The following is an 18,190-nucleotide window of genomic DNA, read 5'->3' as shown; positions in this document are numbered from 1 at the left end:
AGAGCGAACCTCGCGCAGGGGCAATATGCCATTACCAGCCGATCCCTCACATGCCCTCATCGCGCATTGCACTGATGCGCTTGAGATTGTCGAAGACATTGCGGTTTCCCGCCCATATCTCTCCCGGTTCCGACAGGCTGCCGGCGAATTCCGCCAGCCCGCCGGCCTCGCGGATCAGCACGATGCCGGCCATGCAGTCCCAGCAGAACAGCGTCGGGTCGTAATAGCCTGCAAGCCGGTTGGCTGCGACATAGGCGAGCATCAAGGCACCCGAACCAACGCGGAAGAGGACACCCCCTTCCTGGTACAGGCGCGTGACGAAGGCACCGACCTTCAGGGGATCAGCTCTTTCAGTGCCGCCGAAGCCGACTGTCGTGGAGCGAATGGTCCAATCCTCGCTGATCGCGAGACGCCTTCCGTTCAGGGTCGCACCGCAGCCCAGACTGCCGACATAGACTTCGTCCAGGATGGGAGCCACGACCACGCCGATCACTGGTTCGCCTTGATGGAGCACTGCGACCGAAACGGTCCAGTTTGGCTGGCCCACCAGAAAGGCCATCGTTCCGTCAATGGGATCTATGACCCAGTCGAAGCCGGAATTGCCTGTCGTTGATCCCGCTTCCTCCCCGACGATGCCATCCTCCGGAAAGGCCTGCCGTATCATTTGGCGCAGATAGGTTTCCGTCGCCTCGTCGGCGGCGCTCACGATATCCTGCGAGGATGCCTTCTCTATCCATCCGAGCTTTTCCGGTGTCGCCAGGAACGAACGGGCCTTGTCTCCCGCTTTCCGCGCAACGTCTTCGGCGAGCTTGCAGCGAAGGGCAATATCGTTGGGATTGCGGTGATGATGAACCAACGGCTGCCTCCCGTTTCCTGTGTCTCGTGACATCCTAATTCGCGCAGCGATGCTATTGCAAATATAAAAATACAGATGTATCAATAATCCACCCTGCCGCGAGGAACGGCGAGCTTAAGTAACTGATATAAATTGCCAAACGCGCTTTATGCGCGAATGGCGAAGCCATGTCTCTGAGTAGGCTCGAAGGGGTAAATGCCGGTTCTTGGGAGGCCCGGATGGAGGTGGTGCCACGACTGGGACCTTCTCGGACCCCCTTCGTCTGAAGATCGAACGAGGCTGCCGGGGAGGCGGCTTTCACCGTAGGAGGAGTGGAATGAAACGTCTGTTGAGAATCTGCGCCAGCGTACTGGCTCTTGCGACTGCCAGCGCCGTGATGCCGCATGCGGCGCATGCCGATTGGCTGGAAGATGCCGCCAAGCCGCTGAAGGGTACGGAAATCAGCGGCATCTTTCTGGATCGCCCTGGCTATCGCGCCATCATCAAGCTTCTGCCGGAGTTCGAAAAGAAGACCGGCATCAAGGTCAATTACGAAATCGTTCCCTACGAGAACACCCGCGAGAAGGAAGTCCTGAACTTCACGTCGCAGGGTGACATCACCATGGCGCTCGTCGATCTGGTCTGGATCGGTGAGTTCGCGGAAAACGGCTGGATCGAGCCGATTGATAAGTTCGCCGCGGACAAGTCGATCACCGACCCCAACCTGAAGCTGGACGGCTTCTTCCCGCTTCTGCTCGACGCCTTTGGCTCTTGGGGCGGCAAGACCTATGGCCTGCCCTTCGACAACTATTCCGGCCTCCTGTTCTACAATTCCTGCAAGCTGAAGGAAGCCGGCTTCGACAAGCCCCCGGCAACCTGGGACGAGGTGATGAACGTCTATGGGCCGAAGCTGACGGATGCATCGAAAAACCAGTATGCCTTCGCGCTTCAGTCGCTGCGCGGTGAAACGCAGTCGGCCGACAGCTTCATGCGCTTCCTGTGGCCCTTCGGAGGCTCGCTGCTCGACAAGCAGTTCAAGTCCAATCTGATGAGCAAGGAAAGCCAGGCCGGCCTCAACTTCCGTCAGGCCCTGATGAAGTACATGCCGCCCGGCATCGTCAGCTTCGACCATGCAGAAGCGGTCAATGCGCTGGCACAGGGCCAGGTCGCGATGATCACGGAATGGTCGGCATTCTATGGAACGCTGGTCGACCCGGCCACGTCAAAGCTTGGCGACTGCCTTGCTGTTGCTCCAGAACCGGCTGGCCCGGCAGGGCGTCTGCCGGCCCTGGGCGGTTTCTCGCTGGCGGTGGCTGCGCAAGCCACCGAGGAGCAGAAGAAAGCCACCTGGCTCTTCATCCAGTGGGCAACCTCGGAAGATATTGCCAAGTCATACGTGGAAGCGGGCGGCGTCTCGGGCCGCATGTCGATCTACAACGACCCGGCGATCAAGGCGAAGTACAAGTTCGTCGAGCCGATGGTGGCCTCCTGGCAGAAGGGCGTGCCGGAATTCCGTCCGCGCTTCCCGGCATGGCCGGCCATTTCCGAAGTCGTTGCCGAATGGGGCTCCAAGGTCATGCTGGGTGAGGTCTCCGTTGAGGCTGGCTCCAAGGAGATCGGCACCCGCATGGAAGATATCCTGAAGAAGGAAGGCTACTACGACGGCAAGAAGAAGCTGTTGCAGTAAACCTCTGACACTCTCCAGCACCTGCCAGGGTGTTTGCTGGTGGATGGTGGCGCGCGGTCGCCATCATCCACGTCCCTCTTCGGATCCTGCGGAACAGAACCCATGCTTCATCTTCATGAAAAGGCGCTGGCGGAACTTGGCCATTGCATCGCCGGGATCGATCATACCCCATTTGCGGCGGCAACCGACGCCATCGCTACGGCCAATCGCATCGCACTCTACGGTGTGGGCCGCGAGGGACTACAGATCAAGGGGCTGGCCATGCGCCTCTTCCATCTGGGCCTGAAATCCGCGGTGGTGGGAGATATGACCACTCCACCGGTCGAAAACGGCGATCTCCTCATCGTCTCGGCAGGCCCCGGCGATTTCTCAACCGTGTCGGCGCTGATTGGCATTGCAAAGGCTGTTGGTGCCCGGGTTCTGGTGGTGACAGCCCAACCTTCCGGAGCAGCTGCTGCGAAAGCGGATTTGGTGTTGCATGTTCCGGCACAGACCATGGCGAATGATCAAGGTGGGGGCACCTCGGTGCTGCCCATGGGTTCGCTTTACGAAGGCGCTCTTTATGTTGCGTTCGAGCTGCTCGTGCTTGCCGTGCGGGACAAGCTCGGCGTGACGCCCGCTGCCATGCGCGCCAACCATACCAATCTGGAATGAGGGAATTTGCGCTGCTCCCCAAGGGCCAACGCTACCCCTTCCATCCGGGCATGAACAGGATAAGTCGATGACGAGGATGACGCCTCAACCCAAGCTCAGACCCAATCGCGGTTACGGCCGCTGGACACCGTTCTGGTTTCTGGCACCGGCTGTCTTCACGCTGTTTATCATCGGCATTTATCCAACGATCTTTGCGGTGGTGACGTCATTCAGACGGTACAATATCGCGCGTCCGCGGGATGGTTTTCCGTTTATCGGGCTGGAAAACTACATATCCGTGCTGACCGATGGCACCTTCTGGGCTTCGCTGTTTCTGACGGCGAAGTTCTACATCACGGTTCTGCCTGTCGAGATTGCGCTCGGCCTGATGATCGCGCTTCTTCTGCACAAGACGGGCATGGGTTTCCTGAAATCGCTGGCGCGCGTCACTCTGGTGGTGCCGCTCGCCACCACTTATGCCGTGGTCGGCCTCATCGGGCGGCTCATTTTCAATCGTGATTTTGGGGTGGCAAACTGGTTCCTCGATGCGCTCGGTATCGGCGGGCTGGATTGGCTGGGCTCGCAGGCGGGTGCCTTTGCGGCCATCGTCATCATGGATATCTGGCAATGGACGCCCTTCTGCGCCCTCATCTTTCTGGCTGGTCTCTCCATGGTGCCGGGTGAAATCGAGGAAGCGGCGCGGCTGGAAACCTCCTCCAAATGGGCGCTCTTGAAGCATGTGCAGCTTCCCTATCTCATGCCAGGTTTGACGGCGCTTCTGATCCTGCGCTCAGCCGATGTGCTGAAACTTTTCGATATGGTGTTCGTCATGACGCGCGGCGGGCCGGGCTCCGCCACAGACCTCGTTTCCATCTACATCCAGCGTGTCGGATTCCGCATCTTCGATCTCGGCACGGCATCGGCACAGGCCATCCTGCTGCTGGTGATCACCATCCTGCTCAGCCGACTTTACATCCGCGTTCTCTACAAGGAGGTGAACTGATGCGTCTTTCGTCCGGTACCATCCTGCATGCCCTTGGCCTGACCGCCGTCATCCTGTTCACACTGTTTCCTTTCTACTGGATGGTTTCGGCGAGCTTCAAGACGCAGGCCGATATCCTGGCTTCGCCGCCGGTCTGGATGTTTGCCCCGACGCTCGATAACTACCGAGAAATCTTCGCGGATTCGAAGGTGATTGGAGCTGTCGGCAATTCGCTGATCATAGCCACGGCGACAACGGCACTTGCCGTTCTTCTGGGCGCACCCGCCGCCTTCGCCCTTGCCCGCTACGAGTTTCGCGGCAAGTCCGACCTCTGGTTCTGGTTCATTTCCAACCGCATGACGAGCCCGATCGTTCTGGCGCTCCCGGTCTATATTCTGGCACTTCAGTTGAGGATGCTCGATACGCATCTCGTGCTGATCCTGATCTATCTCACATTCAACCTGCCGATCGTGGTGTGGATCTGCACGGACCAGTTCAAGTCCATCCCGCCTGATCTTGAACAGGCGGCGCGTCTGGACGGTGCCGATCAGTTCACCATTTTCCGCAAGATCTACCTGCCGCTCGGCGCGCCGGGCATTGCGGTCTCGGCCATCTTCTCCTTCATCTTCTCCTGGAACGAATTGCTCTACGCCCTCGTGCTGACCCGCCGTGATGTGCAGACCGCCCCGGTCGTCGCGACCAGTTTCATGTCCGGCTATGAACTGCCCTGGGGCAAGATCATGGCGACCGGGACCGTCATCGTTCTTCCTGTCACCATTTTCGCGCTGATCGTATCGCGCCACATGGTGCGCGGCCTTACAATGGGAGCGACGAAATGAATGCGGCGAACCCTTTGGGCATCAACCTCTCCTTCTGCGTCAAGCGTTGGATCACGCCTGAGTTCTGGGCGCCCGTGGTGCGGGATCAACTGGGCCTGGACCTCATCCAGTTCTCCTTCGATCTGGTCGATCCGATGTGGCCAGCGCCTGTGCTTTCCCGCCAAGCGAAAGATGTGAGAAAGGCGGCAGACGATCACGGCATCTTCATTCACAGCGCCTTCATCGGGCTTGCGCATTACACCTTCAATCAGTTGCTGCACCCGGATGAGGACGTGCGCGCTTTCGCCGAGGCATGGCTTGAACGCGCCTATGGTTTCGCCGCCGAGGCCGGCATTCCGGGCGTCGGCGGTCCGCTGGGCGCTATTGCCTCCCGCACAGATGGAAGCGAGGCGCAAGCCATCGATGAACGCGATTATACAGGCCTGATTGAGCGGATGCTGCGCCTGGGCGACAAGGCAAAGGCGGCCGGTCTTTCCGAGCTTTACGTCGAGCCGACGCCGATGCGCCGCGAATGGCCGTGGACCGTCGACCAGGCGCGCCAGATGATGACCGATGTGGCCGGATCCGCGACACCCTGGAGCCTCTGCGTTGATTGGGGGCACGGCACCTTCCAGCCGCTTTATGGCGAGCGGGCAGATACAATGGAGCCATGGTTCGCCCAATTGAACGATGTCATCGGCGCTGTGCACATCCAGCAGACGGATTTCCAGTTCGACCGACACTGGGATTTCACGGAACAAGGTCGAGTCGATCCCACTGAGGCCAAAGCGTTGCTTGCCCGCACGGGACTTGCGCAATCTCCGGTATTCCTCGAAGTGTTCTACCCATTCGAACGAGATAGCAAATCCATACTGGATGCATTGAAGGCATCGGCCGCGTCGCTCAAGCAGGCCTTTGCCTGAATTAGGAGACGACGAACCATGCCGCCCAAGGGAACCGAGACGCCGACGACAACGATGGAAGACATGGACGCGCAGCAGATCCGTGCGCGTGTCGCCTGGCTCTATTTCATCGGCGGCCTGACACAGCAGGAGATCGCTGATCAACTGGGGCTCACCCGTCTTCGGGTGAACAAGACGCTTGGACAATTGCGCACGGACGGTTCGGTCGTGGTGGACATCCGCCTGCCCATGGCCAATTGCATCGAGCTTGAGAACAAGGTGAAGGAGCGTTACGGGCTGGATGAGGTCTGCGTCATCCCGACTTTGCCCGACGATCAGGAAAACCAGCGGGCCATCGGCGATGCCGCGGGCGGCCTTCTCGACACGCTGTTAGAAGATGGAATGGGGCTTGGCGTCGGTTGGGGAAAAACCCTGACAGCAGGCCTCAAACGGCTGACGCCACGTCCTCTTCCCGATAGCTGGGTCACGTCCGTCATGGGCGGTCTGACGCGCGGTTCCGGCTCCAGCACTTTCGAGGTTGCGACAGGCTATGCACGGGCGATCTCCGCCGAATGCTGGTATCTCACGGCGCCTCTCTATTTCCCTTCGGTGGAGAGCCGGGAGGCGCTGCTTGCCCATCACGGTATTCGCGAAACCATGCGTCGCGCGCGATCCGTCGATGTGGCGCTGGTGTCCTGCGGCGACATGACCACACGTTCTCTCCTCGTGCAGACGCCGACCGTTTCCGAAAATCTGGAGAGCCTTCTTGCAGCCGGCGCCGTGGGCGACCTGCTCGGCGTGTTTCTGGACGCCGCTGGCAAGCCTGTCGATCATCCGTTGCACGAGCGGGTGCTGTCGCTGACACCGGAGCAGTTGAAGTCGGTCAAGCATTCCATCCTGGCCTCGGGCGGCTGGTACAAGGTCGATATCATTCGCGCCATCCTGCGCGGCGGTTATGTCAAGCGTCTTGTGACCGATGAGAACTGTGCGACCGGCCTGCTGCAGAACGAAATCCAGAGAGACACCAAAGGCAAATAGAGAAGGCGCTACTGGAGGATCTGCCCCGGTATCGCGGAATTGGGAGTAACGTGAACATGACTTTCCTGCAGCTGGACAACATCAAGAAGACGTTTGGGGAACTCAGCGTCATCAAGGGTGTCAACATTACCGCCTCCAAGGGGGAGTTCGTGGTTTTCGTCGGCCCCTCCGGCTGCGGCAAGTCCACGCTGCTGAGGATGATCGCCGGTCTTGAGGACGTATCGTCAGGAACGCTCGCCATCGACGGCAAGGACGTGACCTATGAGGAGCCGGCGAAGCGCGAAGTCTCGATGGTCTTCCAGTCCTATGCGCTTTATCCGCATATGAGTGTGTTCGAGAACATGGCCTTCGGCCTGCGCATGGCGAAACTGCCGGAAGACGAGATCAAGCGTCGCGTCGCCGAAGCGGCCCGCATCCTGCAGATCGAGCCCCTTTTGGAGCGCAAGCCGCGCGCGCTTTCCGGCGGTCAGCGTCAGCGCGTTGCAATCGGTCGATCGATCGTTCGCAACCCGAAGATCTTCCTGTTCGATGAGCCGCTCTCGAACCTCGATGCGGAACTGCGCAGCCAGATGCGCGTGGAAATCGCCAAGCTGCACCGCAATCTCGGTGCAACCATGGTCTATGTCACCCATGACCAAGTTGAGGCCATGACGCTGGCGGACCGCATCGTCGTTCTTCGCGCCGGTCTCGTAGAGCAGATCGGCTCGCCGACCGAGCTTTACGATCATCCAGCGAACACGTTCGTGGCGGGCTTTATCGGTTCGCCGAAGATGAACTTTCTCAAAGCCAAGGTGACGGGTGCCGACAGCGCCACCCTGCAGCTTTCGCATCCGGCCTTTGAGGCTGGAACCCTGTCTCTCACGCATCTCTCCGCGGGTAAGGCGAAGGTTGGCGACACACTGACGGTCGGCCTTCGACCCGAACATCTGGATGTCGCGGCTGCCACGCCACTCCTCAATCTGACCGCCGACTTTTCCGAGAACCTGGGTGGCTCAACGCAGATCTACGCACGAACCGGCGAGGAAACCATCATCATCCTCGCCAATGGGCGGCCGGATCTGACGCCTGGCGCTCAGATCACCGCTGGCATCGATCCGCGCCACATCTATCTCTTTACGCCGGATGGCCTGGCACTCTGACTTGAGGAAGTCACGACATGAAAGCTCTGGTACTCGAACGCAAAGGCGAGCTGGCGATCCGCGATATCGATCTGCCGTGCGAAGTCGGCGCCGGCGACGTCAAGGTCGCCATTCACACCGTCGGGGTCTGCGGCAGTGACGTCCACTATTACACCCATGGCGCAATCGGCTCCTTCGTCGTCAAAGAGCCGATGGTGCTGGGTCATGAAGCGGCAGGCACAGTGATCGAGGTCGGCTCGCAGGTGAAGACACTGCAGGTCGGCGACCGGGTTTGCATGGAGCCGGGCATTCCGAACATGGAAGCGCGTGCCTCGAAGCTTGGCATCTATAATGTCGATCCGGATGTCCGCTTCTGGGCGACGCCGCCTATTCATGGCGTGCTGACGGCGGAGGTGGTGCATCCAGCAGCCTTTACCTACAAGCTGCCCGACACTGTATCCTTTGCCGAAGGCGCGATGATCGAACCCTTTGCGGTCGGCATGCAGGCAGCCACCCGTGCGCAGATCACGCCCGGCGATGTTGCTGTCGTCATCGGCTGCGGCCCGATCGGCATCATGACAGCGATTGCCGCACTCGCCGGTGGCTGCTCACGCGTCATCATCTCGGATCTCAGCGCGCCAAAGCTTGCTATCGCCGGGCAATACGCGGGTGTCACGCCCGTCAACATCAAGGAAACGTCGCTGCAGGATGCCGTGATGAACGCAACCGATGGCTGGGGCGCGGATGTGATTTTCGAGGCGAGCGGCAGTCCGAGAGCTTACGAGGGTATCTTCAATCTCATGCGTCCGGGTGGCACGCTGGTCCTGGTGGGCCTCCCGATCGAACCGGTCAACTTCGATGTGCCTGCTTCGATTATCAAGGAAGCACGCATCGAAACTGTGTTCAGATACGCCAACAATTTCGATCGCGCGGTCAACCTGATCGCATCTGGCAAGGTCGACCTGAAACCGCTCATCACGGAGACCTATGCGTTTTCCGATAGCATCGCTGCCTTTGAACGGGCGGCGAAAGGTTTGGCGGAAGATGTGAAGCTGCAGATCCGGCTTGCCGATTAACCGAGGCGCAACGCCACAGGAGTTTCATCATGACGAAGAGTATGGACGGAAAGGTCGCGGCTATTACCGGGGCCGCTTCTGGGATCGGGCTTGCTTGCGCGAAAAAGCTGATCGATGAGGGCGCGACTGTCGTGCTTGTCGATCGCGCCGAGCACAGGCTGAAGTCACTTTGCGAAGAACTGGGCGAGCGCGCCCGCATGGTGGTGGTCGATCTCCTCGATGGGCCACGCGTCTCCGGCCTTCTTCCGCGCATTCTGGACGTGGCGGGAAGGCTCGATATCTTCCATGCCAATGCGGGTGCCTATGTCGGCGGGGCCGTGGCAGAAGGCAATCCCGACGCATGGGACCGCATGCTGAACCTGAACATCAATGCGGCATTCCGCAGCGTCCAAGCGGTTCTGCCGCATATGATCGCACAGAAGTCCGGCGATATCCTCTTCACCAGTTCGGTTGCCGGTGTGGTTCCCGTCGTCTGGGAGCCGATTTATACCGCTTCCAAATTCGCGGTGCAGGCTTTCGTGCACACGACGCGTCGCCAGGTTTCAGAGCATGGTATCCGCGTTGGTGCTGTTCTTCCCGGTCCCGTCGTGACGTCTCTCCTGGATGATTGGCCGAAGGAAAAAATGGATGAGGCCCTGGCGAATGGCAGCCTGATGCAGCCGCAGGAAGTGGCGGAGGCAGTCTTTTTCATGTTGTCGCGTCCTCGCAATGTGGTCATTCGGGATCTTGTGATCTTGCCGAATAGCGTCGATCTATAGGCACGACACGATATCGATTAGCCGGAGGAGTGAGGCATGAGCGGTTCTAGGTATTTTATCGGCGTGGACGTCGGCACGGGCAGTGCGCGCGCCGGCGTCTTCGATGAGAAGGGTGAGTGCCTTGGAACCGGCAAGCGCGACATCGAGATCTATCGCGATCACGCTCACATGGTCGAGCAATCCAGCGCCAATATCTGGGCCTCGGTCTGCCATGCAGTTCGCACGGCTCTTCAGCAGGCGAAGGTTTCGCCAGATCAGGTCGCAGGCCTCGGTTTCGATGCGACCTGCTCCCTCGTCGTTCTCGGCGAGGGCGGACGTCCGCTGCCCGTTGGTCCTTCGGACGATCCGGCGCGAGACATCATCGTCTGGATGGATCATCGCGCTGTCGAACAGGCCGAGCGGATCAATGCGCTCGGTCACGGCGTGCTGCGCTATGTCGGAGGCCGTATTTCGCCCGAAATGGAAACGCCGAAGCTCCTTTGGCTCAAGGAAAATCGCCCGCAGGTTTTCCTTGAGGCCTGGCAGTTCTTTGATCTGGCCGACTTCCTCACCTGGCGCGCCACGGGCAGCCTCGCTCGCTCTACCTGCACGCTTGCCTGCAAGTGGACCTATCTCGCGCATGAAAGCCGCTGGGACCCCACCTATTTCCGCCAGATCGGATTGCAGGAACTCGCCGACGAGAATTTCGCCCGGATCGGCCAGGAGATCGTCGAGCCCGGCACCGCAGTCGGGCAGGGCCTGACGGACGCGGCGGCAGAGGAGCTTGGTCTTCGTCCCTTCACGCCGGTGTCCGCCGGCATGATCGACGCGCATGCCGGCGGTATCGGCACCGTTGGCATTGGCGGCACGCCGGAACTGAACCTCGGCTATGTTTTCGGCACCTCATCCTGCACGCTGACCTCCACCAGCAGCCCGAAATTCGTCCCCGGCGTCTGGGGGCCCTATTTCTCGGCAATGGTTCCCGGGCTGTGGCTGAACGAAGGTGGTCAGAGCGCGGCTGGCGCTGCGATCGATCAATTGATCAGCTTTCATCCCGCCTTCCATGAGGCGAGCGCGCGGGCGAAGACGGAAGGTCTTTCCCTGCCCGTGATGCTAGCCAATCTGGCGCTACAGGCAGTATCCTCGACGTCGCACGTCGTCTCCCTGGCGAAGGGTCTGCATGTTCTTCCAGAGTTTCTCGGCAACCGTGCACCTTTTGCCGATCCCGCCGCACGCGCTGCCATCGCCGGTCTCGGCATGGAAAGGGATCTCGAAAATCTGGTAGCGCTCTATGTGGCTGGGCTCTGCGGCATAGGCTACGGCCTGCGCCAGATCATCGAAGCACAGGCAGAGGCTGGCGCAGATGTGCAGCAGATCATCATCAGCGGTGGCGCTGGCCAGCATGATCTGACCCGCCAGATCCTGGCAGATGCGAGCGGAAAGCCGGTGGTTGCACCAAAGACGTCGGAGCCTGTCCTGCTCGGAGCAGCGCTCTTGGGAGCGACTGCGGCGAAATCTTTCACTGATCTGAGGCAGGCTATGCAAGCGCTCAGCAAAGCGGGCCGCATCTACGAACCGGCTTCCGGCGATATCCGAACCATTCACGACCGGCGCTTCCAAGCTTTCCGGACGCTCCAGTCGGAATTACGCAAGATCAGGGACTTTTAGCTCTCCGTCACGGACGTTGCGACACCAAAGCAAACGCGATGACAGCTACGGACGCGTCACGGCAAGTTATAGAAGCCTCTTTGCACTCAGGCCCGCGCATGCCACGCTAGGTCCAAGGCCATGAAAAAGGTCTTCAATCCTTTTTCCGTCTCAGAAGTTTTCCATCTCGCGGCGGACCCTGGCCATGAATGCTGCGCGCGTTTCTTCGGTGCAATTGTTCATGTCGTAGTGGGCGAGATATGTGACTGGGGCGCCGATCTTGATTTGGGCGCGGATGACGCGCTTGACGATCTTCTTCGGCGGATTGCCGGCGAGGAAGGCCCGCATCGGGGTGGCACCATAGGTCATGACGGCTGCGAGTTTCCTGATGTGGCGTAACGTCGGGGTGAGCCTGCCATCCGCGAGGTCAAAGGAGACGCCGGGCAGCCAGACGCGGTCGAAATAGCCCTTCAGCATGGCCGGGAAGCCGAAGTTCCAGACGGGGGTGACGATGACAAGTGCTTCCGCTTGTCTCAGGCGCTCGACATAGGGCTGCACGAGGGAGAGGTTGTCGGGAATGTCGTGATAGACGCGGCGGTCATGGGCGGAGAGGACCGGGTCGAAACCCTCCTCATAGAGATTGCATCCGTCGACCTCATGGCCGGACTTTTCCAGGCTCTCGCAGGTGAGCTTGTAGAGCGCCCGGCCGAAGCTCTCTTCGAGGGGATGGGAGTGGAGGACGAGTACGCGCATGTCAAAAGCTCCAAGTCGTTGCCCGCCGCATCAGCGGTCGGGGTTCCAGTTCGAAAACTTCCGCGCCGTTTGTCCCAGCATGCTGATCCGTCGCCGCCTTTAGCCGAGGGATGGAGGATGCCATGTCGTGAAAGGCATGGGCCGGAAAGGTCTGGCCGGGAGTACCTTCGGAATGGGGTGTGGTGGCGGTCAATCGTTGCGGCTCCGGAACGGGGGAGCCGCAACGCATCGTGTGCGCCTATGAGGCTTCGGAAAAGACCCCCAGCCCCGGAAACAGGTAGTTCTTCCCCGCCGCAAAATCGAAATCCGGGTTTTCCCACGCAATCATCTTGCCGGGGTTGAGCAGGCCCTTCGGATCGGTTTCCTTCTTGAAGGCGAGCTGGACGTGGTCGGTCTGCTTCATGCCGCCTTCTTCCAGCGTGTAGCGATGCGGGTTGAAGATCGGGCAGCCGTTTTCCTCGTGGATGCGGATGATTTCCTCCAGCCGCTCCTTCGTCGTGTAGCGCACCAGCGGCAGGCCGGCGCACTGGATTTGGCCGTCGAACTTGATGAATTCGAGATGGCCGATGACTTCGTCGGGGAAGAGTTCCGTCATGGTGCGGACCTTCTCGACGTGGTCGGGGCCGGGATACTGGACCTGCAGATAGGTGATCGCGGGATCGACCTTCAGCGCGCGGAGCGTCGTGTGGTTCCAGGTGAGCTCGAAGGCATGCGGGATGCCCTTCATGCTCTCGACCGTATCGGAGCGGAAGCAGACATCGCCCTTCATCTTCTCGGCGAAGGCGAGGAAGGGTTCGATGGAATGGGGCGCGACCATCAGCACCACCACCGACTGGCCTTCCTTCAGCCAGGGCTTGTGGCGGGTGAAGTAGTCGTAAGGGATCGGTGCTGCGATCGGGGCGACTTCCTTCAGGAGGATGCCGTTCTTGTGGGCAAGCGCATCGGCGAATTTCACCGCATCCATGAAGTCGTCATAGCCGACGATGACATCGACCCAGTCGTAAGCAGGCGCCAGCGGCATCTCGACTTCGGTGATGATGCCGTTGGTGCCATAGGCATGGGAGACCTTCTGCAGGTCCCAGGCGGAGAGTTCGAGCACGCGCGGCTCGGCTTCCATGGTTACGACGCGCAGCCTCAGGATATTGCCGAGATCGCGCAAGCCGCCCCAGGTGATCGAGCCGACACCGCCGGAGCCGCCGGCGATGAAGCCGGCGATGCTGGCGGTCTGCTTGGTGGAGGGATGAAAGCGCAGTTCTTGGGCCGAATGTTGCTTGGTCTGGCGGTCCAGTTCGGAGATGATGATGCCGGGCTCGCAGATGACGCGGCCGGGCAGGATCTCTTTCACCTTGTTCATGTTGATGAGGTTGAGCACGATGCCCCCCGAGAGCGGCATGGCCTGGCCGTAGTTTCCGGTGCCTCCGCCGCGCGGGGTGACGGGCACGCCATGTGCATAGGCGACCTTCAGGGTGCGGATCACCTCTTCTTCCGTGGTCGGCAAGACGATGAGGTCGCCGATCACGTTGTCCAGCTCGGCCTTCAAAATCGGCGAATACCAGTAGAAATCGCGGCTTTTCATTTTGATCAGAGCCGGATTGTCCTCGACGGCGATGCCTTCCAGCTCCTCGATGATTTTGGCGTAATCAGCCATGTCTAAGCTCCAAGAAGTGGGTCAAGTTCGCGGTAATCCGGCAGGCTGCGGTCGATGCCCATGCCATTCCGCATCACGATGCGGTCGGCCTGCGGACGGGAAAGAAATTCGCTCCAGCGACGGGCGCTGAAGATGACGAGATCGGCGCGGCCGCCGACGGCGATGCGGCCATGGTCGGGGCGCTTCAGGATGTCGGCGGGTGTGCGGGTGACGACGCGGGCGGCGGTGTCGAGCGGATGGTCGAGATGGATGATGCGCACCGCCTCGCGGAAGACCTCGACGGGGTCGAGATCGCCATAGGCGTAGAAGGGGTCGCGGGTGTTGTCGGAGGAGACGGCGGTCGCGATACCGGCGGCAGTGAGCTCATGGAAGAGGGTGACGCCGCGTTGGCGTGGCGTGCGGCCTGGGTGGCGATCCTGCAGATACATGTTGCACATCGGAAGGGAGACGACCGAGAGGCCGGCCTCGGCCACCAGATCGATGGTGCGCCTGGCCAGGTCGTCGTCCTGGCGGGCGAGTGAGCAGCAATGGCCGACGGTGACTGAGCCCTCGAAACTATTGCGGATTTTGGCTTCCGCGATGGTCTTCAGGGTCAGGGTTTCCTTGTCCTGCGTCTCGTCGACATGCAGATCGATGTCGAGGCTGTTTTCGGAGGCTGTGCGGAAGAGGATGTCGAGTTTTTCGTCGAGGCCCGGCATCAGATAGGTGACGCCGCCGAGCAGGCCCTTGTGGTTGACGATCACCTCGACCAGATCCTTGAAGAAGGTCTCGTCGGTGATCTGGTCGAAGGGGAAGAGAGCGGCGGCCTGCAGGTCGACCTTGCCGGCCCAGGCCTCTCGCACCTCGAAAAACACCTCAAAGGAGATGCGGTGCTGGGGCGCCAGGCTGTCGAGATGGGTTCTTATCAGGCTGGTGCCGTGGGCGTAAGCCGTGCGCAGCGAGAATTCCATGCGGGTCTTGACGTCGGCAGCCGACCACCTGGCTTCCCGGTCGGCTTTTACGGCCTCCAGCGCGCCCATGAAGTCGCCTGTCGGGTTCGGCCGGCGGTCCCAGATATGGCCTTTGTCGAGATGGGTGTGCATGTCGACAAAGGTCGGCCAGACCATGCCGTTTCTGAGATCGGTCGAGGGCAGGCCGGATGGGGCGGTGCCGGGCTTCAGGATTGCCTCGACATTGCCATCGGCAACGATGATGTCGGCGCTGATCAGGCCCTCGCAGGCGGGCGCCTCGACGCCGTCGACGCAGATCTGCGGCAGCGTCGCATTGGCAAGGACGAAGCGCTTTGCGGCAGGGAGGGCGGTGACCGGGCTCGACATCAGTTTTCTCGTTTCAGGCTGCTCTCGTGCCAGCGATGAAGCGCCAGCCAGGAAATGAAGGAGGTTATGGCAAAAATCACGACGCCGAGGCAGGAGAGCAAAGACAGGGCCGCGAACAGGCGGGGAATGTTCAGACGGAACTGAGCCTCAAGCAGGCGGAAGGCAAGACCGGAGCCGGCGCCGGCCGAGCCTGCCGCAAATTCGGCAACGACGGCGGCGATGAGCGCCAGGCCGCCGCCGATCCGGAGGCCGGTCATAAAGTAAGGGAGCGAGGCCGGCAGTTTCAGATAGAGCAGCGTCTGCCAGCGGGAGGCGCCGTAGAGGTCGAAGAGATTGAGCAGGTTGTGATCGACGCTCTTCAGGCCCTGAACCATGTTGGAGAGGATCGGGAAGAAGGCGACGAGGAAGGCGCAGATCAGCAGCGCCACTTGCGTCGAGGGCGAATAGATCAGGATCAGCGGAGCAATCGCGACGACCGGGGTCACCTGCAGGATGACAGTGATCGGGTAGAAGGCAATCTCGATCCATTTCGACTGGACGAGGGCAACGGCAATGCCGACGCCGCCGAGAAGGGCAAGGCCGAGCGACATCAGGGTGATCTTGGTGGTGACCCAGAGCGCCGGCGACAGCGTGCCCCAGTCCTTGAACAGGGCACCGGCAATGGCTATCGGGCCTGGAAGGATATATTGCGGCACGCCCGAGACCCAGACGCCGGCCTGCCAGATGACGAGCAGGGTGCAGACGACGAGGATGGGCACGAGGATTTTCAGCAGGGTTTCGCCGTAGATCGAGGCAAAACTCGGTCCGGGGTTGGAGACTGGCGTGAGAGTGCTCATCAGTGAAGCTCCATACCGTCAGCAAGCGGAAACCCGATGGCCTCGATCAGCGAGCGCGAGACCTTGTCGCAGGTCGCCCGATATTCCTCGGAGGTGCGGTATTGCAGGCCACGCTCCGCGCTGGTCACCAAAGGGAAATCGTCGTGGACGCGGCCGGGACGTGCCTTCATGACGATGATACGGTTCGACAGATAGGCGCTTTCGAAGACCGAGTGGGTGACGAAGATGACCGTGATGCCGGTTTCGCGCCAGAGCCGCAGCACGTCGTCATTGAGCTTCTGGCGGGTGATCTCGTCGAGGGCGGCGAAGGGTTCGTCCATGAGGAGGAGCCTCGGCTTGGTAACGAGTGCGCGCGCAATCGAGACGCGCATCTTCATGCCGCCGGAAAGTTCGCGCGGATAGGCGTCGACAAAGTCCTTGAGACCGACGCGGTCGAGGGCGGCCAAGATGTCGTCTCTGGCGGCAGCCTTGGAGATGCCGCGCAACTTCAAAGGCAGGTGGACATTGCCGAATACGGTCGCCCAGGGCATCAGCGTCGGCTCCTGGAACACGAAGGAGATATCGCCGTCGGGAAGGCCCTTGGAGTTGATGCGTGAACTCGGCCAGTCGATCGTGCCGGTCGTGGTGTCGCCCAGGCCGGCGATGATCCGGAGCGCTGTGGACTTGCCACAGCCTGAGGGGCCGAGCAACGAGACGAATTCGCCACCGTCGACGGTGAGCGACATACCGGTCAGCGCCAACGTGCCGCTGGAGAAGACCTTGGACACGTCCTTCATCACCAACAGCGCCCGGCGCTGTTTGGGAGGGGGCGGGGTGATGGGGTCTATCTCGGCCATGCGATACTCGGTTTGAAGGAATGCTGAAAGGCGTTTCCAGCGGGCAGAAGACCCCCTCTGGCCTGCCGGCCATCTCCCCCACAAGGGGGGAGAGGACTTGTGGACACCGCTCGATTCCCTTTAGCGAGGCGAGGGTGGCGACTGGATTAAGCCCTCCCCCTTGTGGGGAGGGTTTGGGAGGGGTTTTCTGTCAGTTGGCAGTGATCACCCCCACCCGCAGCTTTGCTGCGATCACCCCCCTCAAGGGGGAGGTGGAGGTCACTTCTTCAGCGCCATTCCAACGCCCTTGCAGACGAACTTTGTGGTGTAGGCCTTCTTGTAGTCGAGGTCGGCCGGCTGGACGCCGATCTGGACCATGGAGTCGAAGAAGGCCTTGTATTTCGCGTCGGTCATGCAGCCGATGCCCTTGTCCGTCGCCTCGCCGGATTCGACAATGCCGTATTCCTTCATCTTCTTGATCGAGTATTCGATCTGACCATCCGTCATTTCCGGATTGTCCTTTTTGATGAGGTCGTTGGCGGCCTTGTTGTCGCCGTAGAGGTATCTGTACCAGCCTTCGGCCGAGGCATCGACGAAGCGCTGCACGACATCAGGCTTGCTTTCGACCATGGCCGTCGTTGTGGTGATCATCGTGGAATAGGGATTGTAGCCGTTGTCGGCGAGCAGGAAGACCTTTGGTGCCCAGCCGGCCTGTTTCTCGATCTCATAGGGTTCCGAGGTCAGGTAGCCCTGCTGGGCAGACTTCGGGTCGGTGATGAAGGGGGCCGGGTTGAAGGTATAGGGCTTGTACTTCTCGTCGGTGAAGCCGGAAAAATTCTTCTTCATCCACTCGTAATAGGTGACGTAACCGTCCTTGCCCATGAAGATCGAGTTGAGCTTGGCGAGGTCCGCGAACTTCTCGATGCCTTGGTTGGGATGGGCGAGCAGGACCTGCGGGTCCTTCTGGAAGATCGCCGCGACGTCGATCAGCGGGATCCCTTCCTTGACGGCGTCCATCTCACCAAGGGGGCTGCCCATGTAGAAATCGACCTTGCCTGCGATCAGAAGCGCACGGTTGGCGGCCTGCGGGCCACCCTGCACGACCGTGACCTTCAGGCCATGTTTTTCGTAGGTGCCATCGGCCACGGCCTGGTAAAAACCGCCATGTTCGGCCTGGGCGAGCCAGTTGGTGCCGTAGGTGACCTCGTCGAGGGCGAAGGCCGCCGTGGTTGCGGTCAGCGATGCGCTGAGGCCGAAAAGGGCTAAGAGACTGGTCTTGGTGAGCGTGTCGCGCATTGATCGTTCCCCTGTTCGTTCCGGGTCCCGTTTTCGGGCTTCCTTTGGCGACA

Annotated in this window: 17 protein-coding genes; 10 read left to right on the top strand and 7 right to left on the bottom strand. The window is 60.6% G+C overall.

Features of this window, described 5'->3' with window-relative positions; genetic code table 11:
• Positions 1–46: 46 nt before the first annotated feature.
• The gene (locus tag ACQY1J_RS02810; RefSeq protein WP_430249290.1) at positions 47–856 is read right to left on the bottom strand and encodes an inositol monophosphatase family protein; all 810 of its coding nucleotides are present in this window, start codon (positions 854–856) and stop codon (positions 47–49) included.
• A 316-nt stretch (positions 857–1,172) separates the two neighbouring features.
• Between ACQY1J_RS02810 and ACQY1J_RS02805 the strand changes: the two genes are divergently transcribed.
• The 10 genes from ACQY1J_RS02805 to ACQY1J_RS02760 all read left to right on the top strand — a co-directional run bounded on the left by ACQY1J_RS02805 (position 1,173) and on the right by ACQY1J_RS02760 (position 11,494).
• Entirely contained in the window at positions 1,173–2,522 is a 1,350-nt protein-coding gene (locus ACQY1J_RS02805; RefSeq protein ID WP_430249287.1) for an extracellular solute-binding protein, read from the top strand.
• A 102-nt stretch (positions 2,523–2,624) separates the two neighbouring features.
• Entirely contained in the window at positions 2,625–3,176 is a 552-nt protein-coding gene (locus ACQY1J_RS02800) for an SIS domain-containing protein (protein ID WP_092662631.1), read from the top strand.
• 67 nt (positions 3,177–3,243) lie between these two features.
• Positions 3,244–4,158: a carbohydrate ABC transporter permease gene (locus ACQY1J_RS02795; RefSeq protein WP_092662632.1), complete on the top strand. Its 915-nt coding sequence runs from the start codon at positions 3,244–3,246 to the stop codon at positions 4,156–4,158.
• The gene (locus ACQY1J_RS02790) at positions 4,158–4,976 is read left to right on the top strand and encodes a carbohydrate ABC transporter permease (protein WP_113469347.1); all 819 of its coding nucleotides are present in this window, start codon (positions 4,158–4,160) and stop codon (positions 4,974–4,976) included. The genes ACQY1J_RS02795 and ACQY1J_RS02790 overlap by 1 nt, the downstream gene beginning before the upstream one ends.
• Positions 4,973–5,878: a sugar phosphate isomerase/epimerase family protein gene (locus ACQY1J_RS02785; RefSeq protein ID WP_430249285.1), complete on the top strand. Its 906-nt coding sequence runs from the start codon at positions 4,973–4,975 to the stop codon at positions 5,876–5,878. The genes ACQY1J_RS02790 and ACQY1J_RS02785 overlap by 4 nt, the downstream gene beginning before the upstream one ends.
• 18 nt (positions 5,879–5,896) lie before the next feature.
• Positions 5,897–6,895 carry a sugar-binding transcriptional regulator gene (locus tag ACQY1J_RS02780; RefSeq protein ID WP_430249284.1) on the top strand — a complete coding sequence of 333 codons (999 nt, stop codon included), beginning with the start codon at positions 5,897–5,899 and terminating at the stop codon, positions 6,893–6,895.
• A gap of 56 nt (positions 6,896–6,951) precedes the next feature.
• The gene (locus ACQY1J_RS02775) at positions 6,952–8,034 is read left to right on the top strand and encodes an ABC transporter ATP-binding protein (RefSeq protein WP_430249281.1); all 1,083 of its coding nucleotides are present in this window, start codon (positions 6,952–6,954) and stop codon (positions 8,032–8,034) included.
• A 17-nt stretch (positions 8,035–8,051) separates the two neighbouring features.
• Positions 8,052–9,089: an NAD(P)-dependent alcohol dehydrogenase gene (locus ACQY1J_RS02770; RefSeq protein ID WP_430249280.1), complete on the top strand. Its 1,038-nt coding sequence runs from the start codon at positions 8,052–8,054 to the stop codon at positions 9,087–9,089.
• A gap of 29 nt (positions 9,090–9,118) precedes the next feature.
• Positions 9,119–9,847: an SDR family oxidoreductase gene (locus ACQY1J_RS02765; RefSeq protein ID WP_092662644.1), complete on the top strand. Its 729-nt coding sequence runs from the start codon at positions 9,119–9,121 to the stop codon at positions 9,845–9,847.
• A 36-nt stretch (positions 9,848–9,883) separates the two neighbouring features.
• Entirely contained in the window at positions 9,884–11,494 is a 1,611-nt protein-coding gene (locus tag ACQY1J_RS02760; protein ID WP_092662646.1) for an FGGY-family carbohydrate kinase, read from the top strand.
• A gap of 150 nt (positions 11,495–11,644) precedes the next feature.
• Here the strand turns inward: ACQY1J_RS02760 and ACQY1J_RS02755 are convergent, their stop codons facing one another.
• The 6 genes from ACQY1J_RS02755 to ACQY1J_RS02730 form a co-directional block, all read right to left on the bottom strand.
• Entirely contained in the window at positions 11,645–12,226 is a 582-nt protein-coding gene (locus ACQY1J_RS02755) for an NAD(P)H-dependent oxidoreductase (protein ID WP_092662648.1), read from the bottom strand.
• A 238-nt stretch (positions 12,227–12,464) separates the two neighbouring features.
• The gene (locus tag ACQY1J_RS02750) at positions 12,465–13,874 is read right to left on the bottom strand and encodes an FAD-binding oxidoreductase (protein WP_430249277.1); all 1,410 of its coding nucleotides are present in this window, start codon (positions 13,872–13,874) and stop codon (positions 12,465–12,467) included.
• Positions 13,875–13,876: 2 nt separating this feature from the next.
• A complete protein-coding gene (locus ACQY1J_RS02745; protein WP_430249276.1) occupies positions 13,877–15,190 on the bottom strand; it encodes a cytosine deaminase in 1,314 nt (437 codons plus the stop codon).
• Entirely contained in the window at positions 15,190–16,026 is an 837-nt protein-coding gene (locus tag ACQY1J_RS02740; RefSeq protein WP_430249275.1) for an ABC transporter permease, read from the bottom strand. Before ACQY1J_RS02740 ends, ACQY1J_RS02745 begins: the two co-directional genes overlap by 1 nt.
• A complete protein-coding gene (locus ACQY1J_RS02735) occupies positions 16,026–16,862 on the bottom strand; it encodes an ABC transporter ATP-binding protein (RefSeq protein WP_430249274.1) in 837 nt (278 codons plus the stop codon). Before ACQY1J_RS02735 ends, ACQY1J_RS02740 begins: the two co-directional genes overlap by 1 nt.
• A gap of 258 nt (positions 16,863–17,120) precedes the next feature.
• The gene (locus ACQY1J_RS02730; protein ID WP_430249272.1) at positions 17,121–18,137 is read right to left on the bottom strand and encodes an ABC transporter substrate-binding protein; all 1,017 of its coding nucleotides are present in this window, start codon (positions 18,135–18,137) and stop codon (positions 17,121–17,123) included.
• Positions 18,138–18,190: the final 53 nt, after the last annotated feature.

This window comes from Neorhizobium sp. DAR64860/K0K1, from assembly GCF_050500205.1.
Taxonomy (GTDB): domain Bacteria; phylum Pseudomonadota; class Alphaproteobacteria; order Rhizobiales; family Rhizobiaceae; genus Neorhizobium; species Neorhizobium soli.
This window is presented reverse-complemented; position numbering and strand designations above follow the sequence as displayed.

Coding starts and splice junctions, on each gene's coding strand:
- ACQY1J_RS02805 (WP_430249287.1), top strand. CDS start 1,173: ATGAAACGTCTGTTGAGAATCTGCGCCAGCGTACTGGCTCTTGCGACT.
- ACQY1J_RS02800 (WP_092662631.1), top strand. CDS start 2,625: ATGCTTCATCTTCATGAAAAGGCGCTGGCGGAACTTGGCCATTGCATC.
- ACQY1J_RS02795 (WP_092662632.1), top strand. CDS start 3,244: ATGACGAGGATGACGCCTCAACCCAAGCTCAGACCCAATCGCGGTTAC.
- ACQY1J_RS02790 (WP_113469347.1), top strand. CDS start 4,158: ATGCGTCTTTCGTCCGGTACCATCCTGCATGCCCTTGGCCTGACCGCC.
- ACQY1J_RS02785 (WP_430249285.1), top strand. CDS start 4,973: ATGAATGCGGCGAACCCTTTGGGCATCAACCTCTCCTTCTGCGTCAAG.
- ACQY1J_RS02780 (WP_430249284.1), top strand. CDS start 5,897: ATGCCGCCCAAGGGAACCGAGACGCCGACGACAACGATGGAAGACATG.
- ACQY1J_RS02775 (WP_430249281.1), top strand. CDS start 6,952: ATGACTTTCCTGCAGCTGGACAACATCAAGAAGACGTTTGGGGAACTC.
- ACQY1J_RS02770 (WP_430249280.1), top strand. CDS start 8,052: ATGAAAGCTCTGGTACTCGAACGCAAAGGCGAGCTGGCGATCCGCGAT.
- ACQY1J_RS02765 (WP_092662644.1), top strand. CDS start 9,119: ATGACGAAGAGTATGGACGGAAAGGTCGCGGCTATTACCGGGGCCGCT.
- ACQY1J_RS02760 (WP_092662646.1), top strand. CDS start 9,884: ATGAGCGGTTCTAGGTATTTTATCGGCGTGGACGTCGGCACGGGCAGT.
- ACQY1J_RS02755 (WP_092662648.1), bottom strand. CDS start 12,226: ATGCGCGTACTCGTCCTCCACTCCCATCCCCTCGAAGAGAGCTTCGGC.
- ACQY1J_RS02750 (WP_430249277.1), bottom strand. CDS start 13,874: ATGGCTGATTACGCCAAAATCATCGAGGAGCTGGAAGGCATCGCCGTC.
- ACQY1J_RS02745 (WP_430249276.1), bottom strand. CDS start 15,190: ATGTCGAGCCCGGTCACCGCCCTCCCTGCCGCAAAGCGCTTCGTCCTT.
- ACQY1J_RS02740 (WP_430249275.1), bottom strand. CDS start 16,026: ATGAGCACTCTCACGCCAGTCTCCAACCCCGGACCGAGTTTTGCCTCG.
- ACQY1J_RS02735 (WP_430249274.1), bottom strand. CDS start 16,862: ATGGCCGAGATAGACCCCATCACCCCGCCCCCTCCCAAACAGCGCCGG.
- ACQY1J_RS02730 (WP_430249272.1), bottom strand. CDS start 18,137: ATGCGCGACACGCTCACCAAGACCAGTCTCTTAGCCCTTTTCGGCCTC.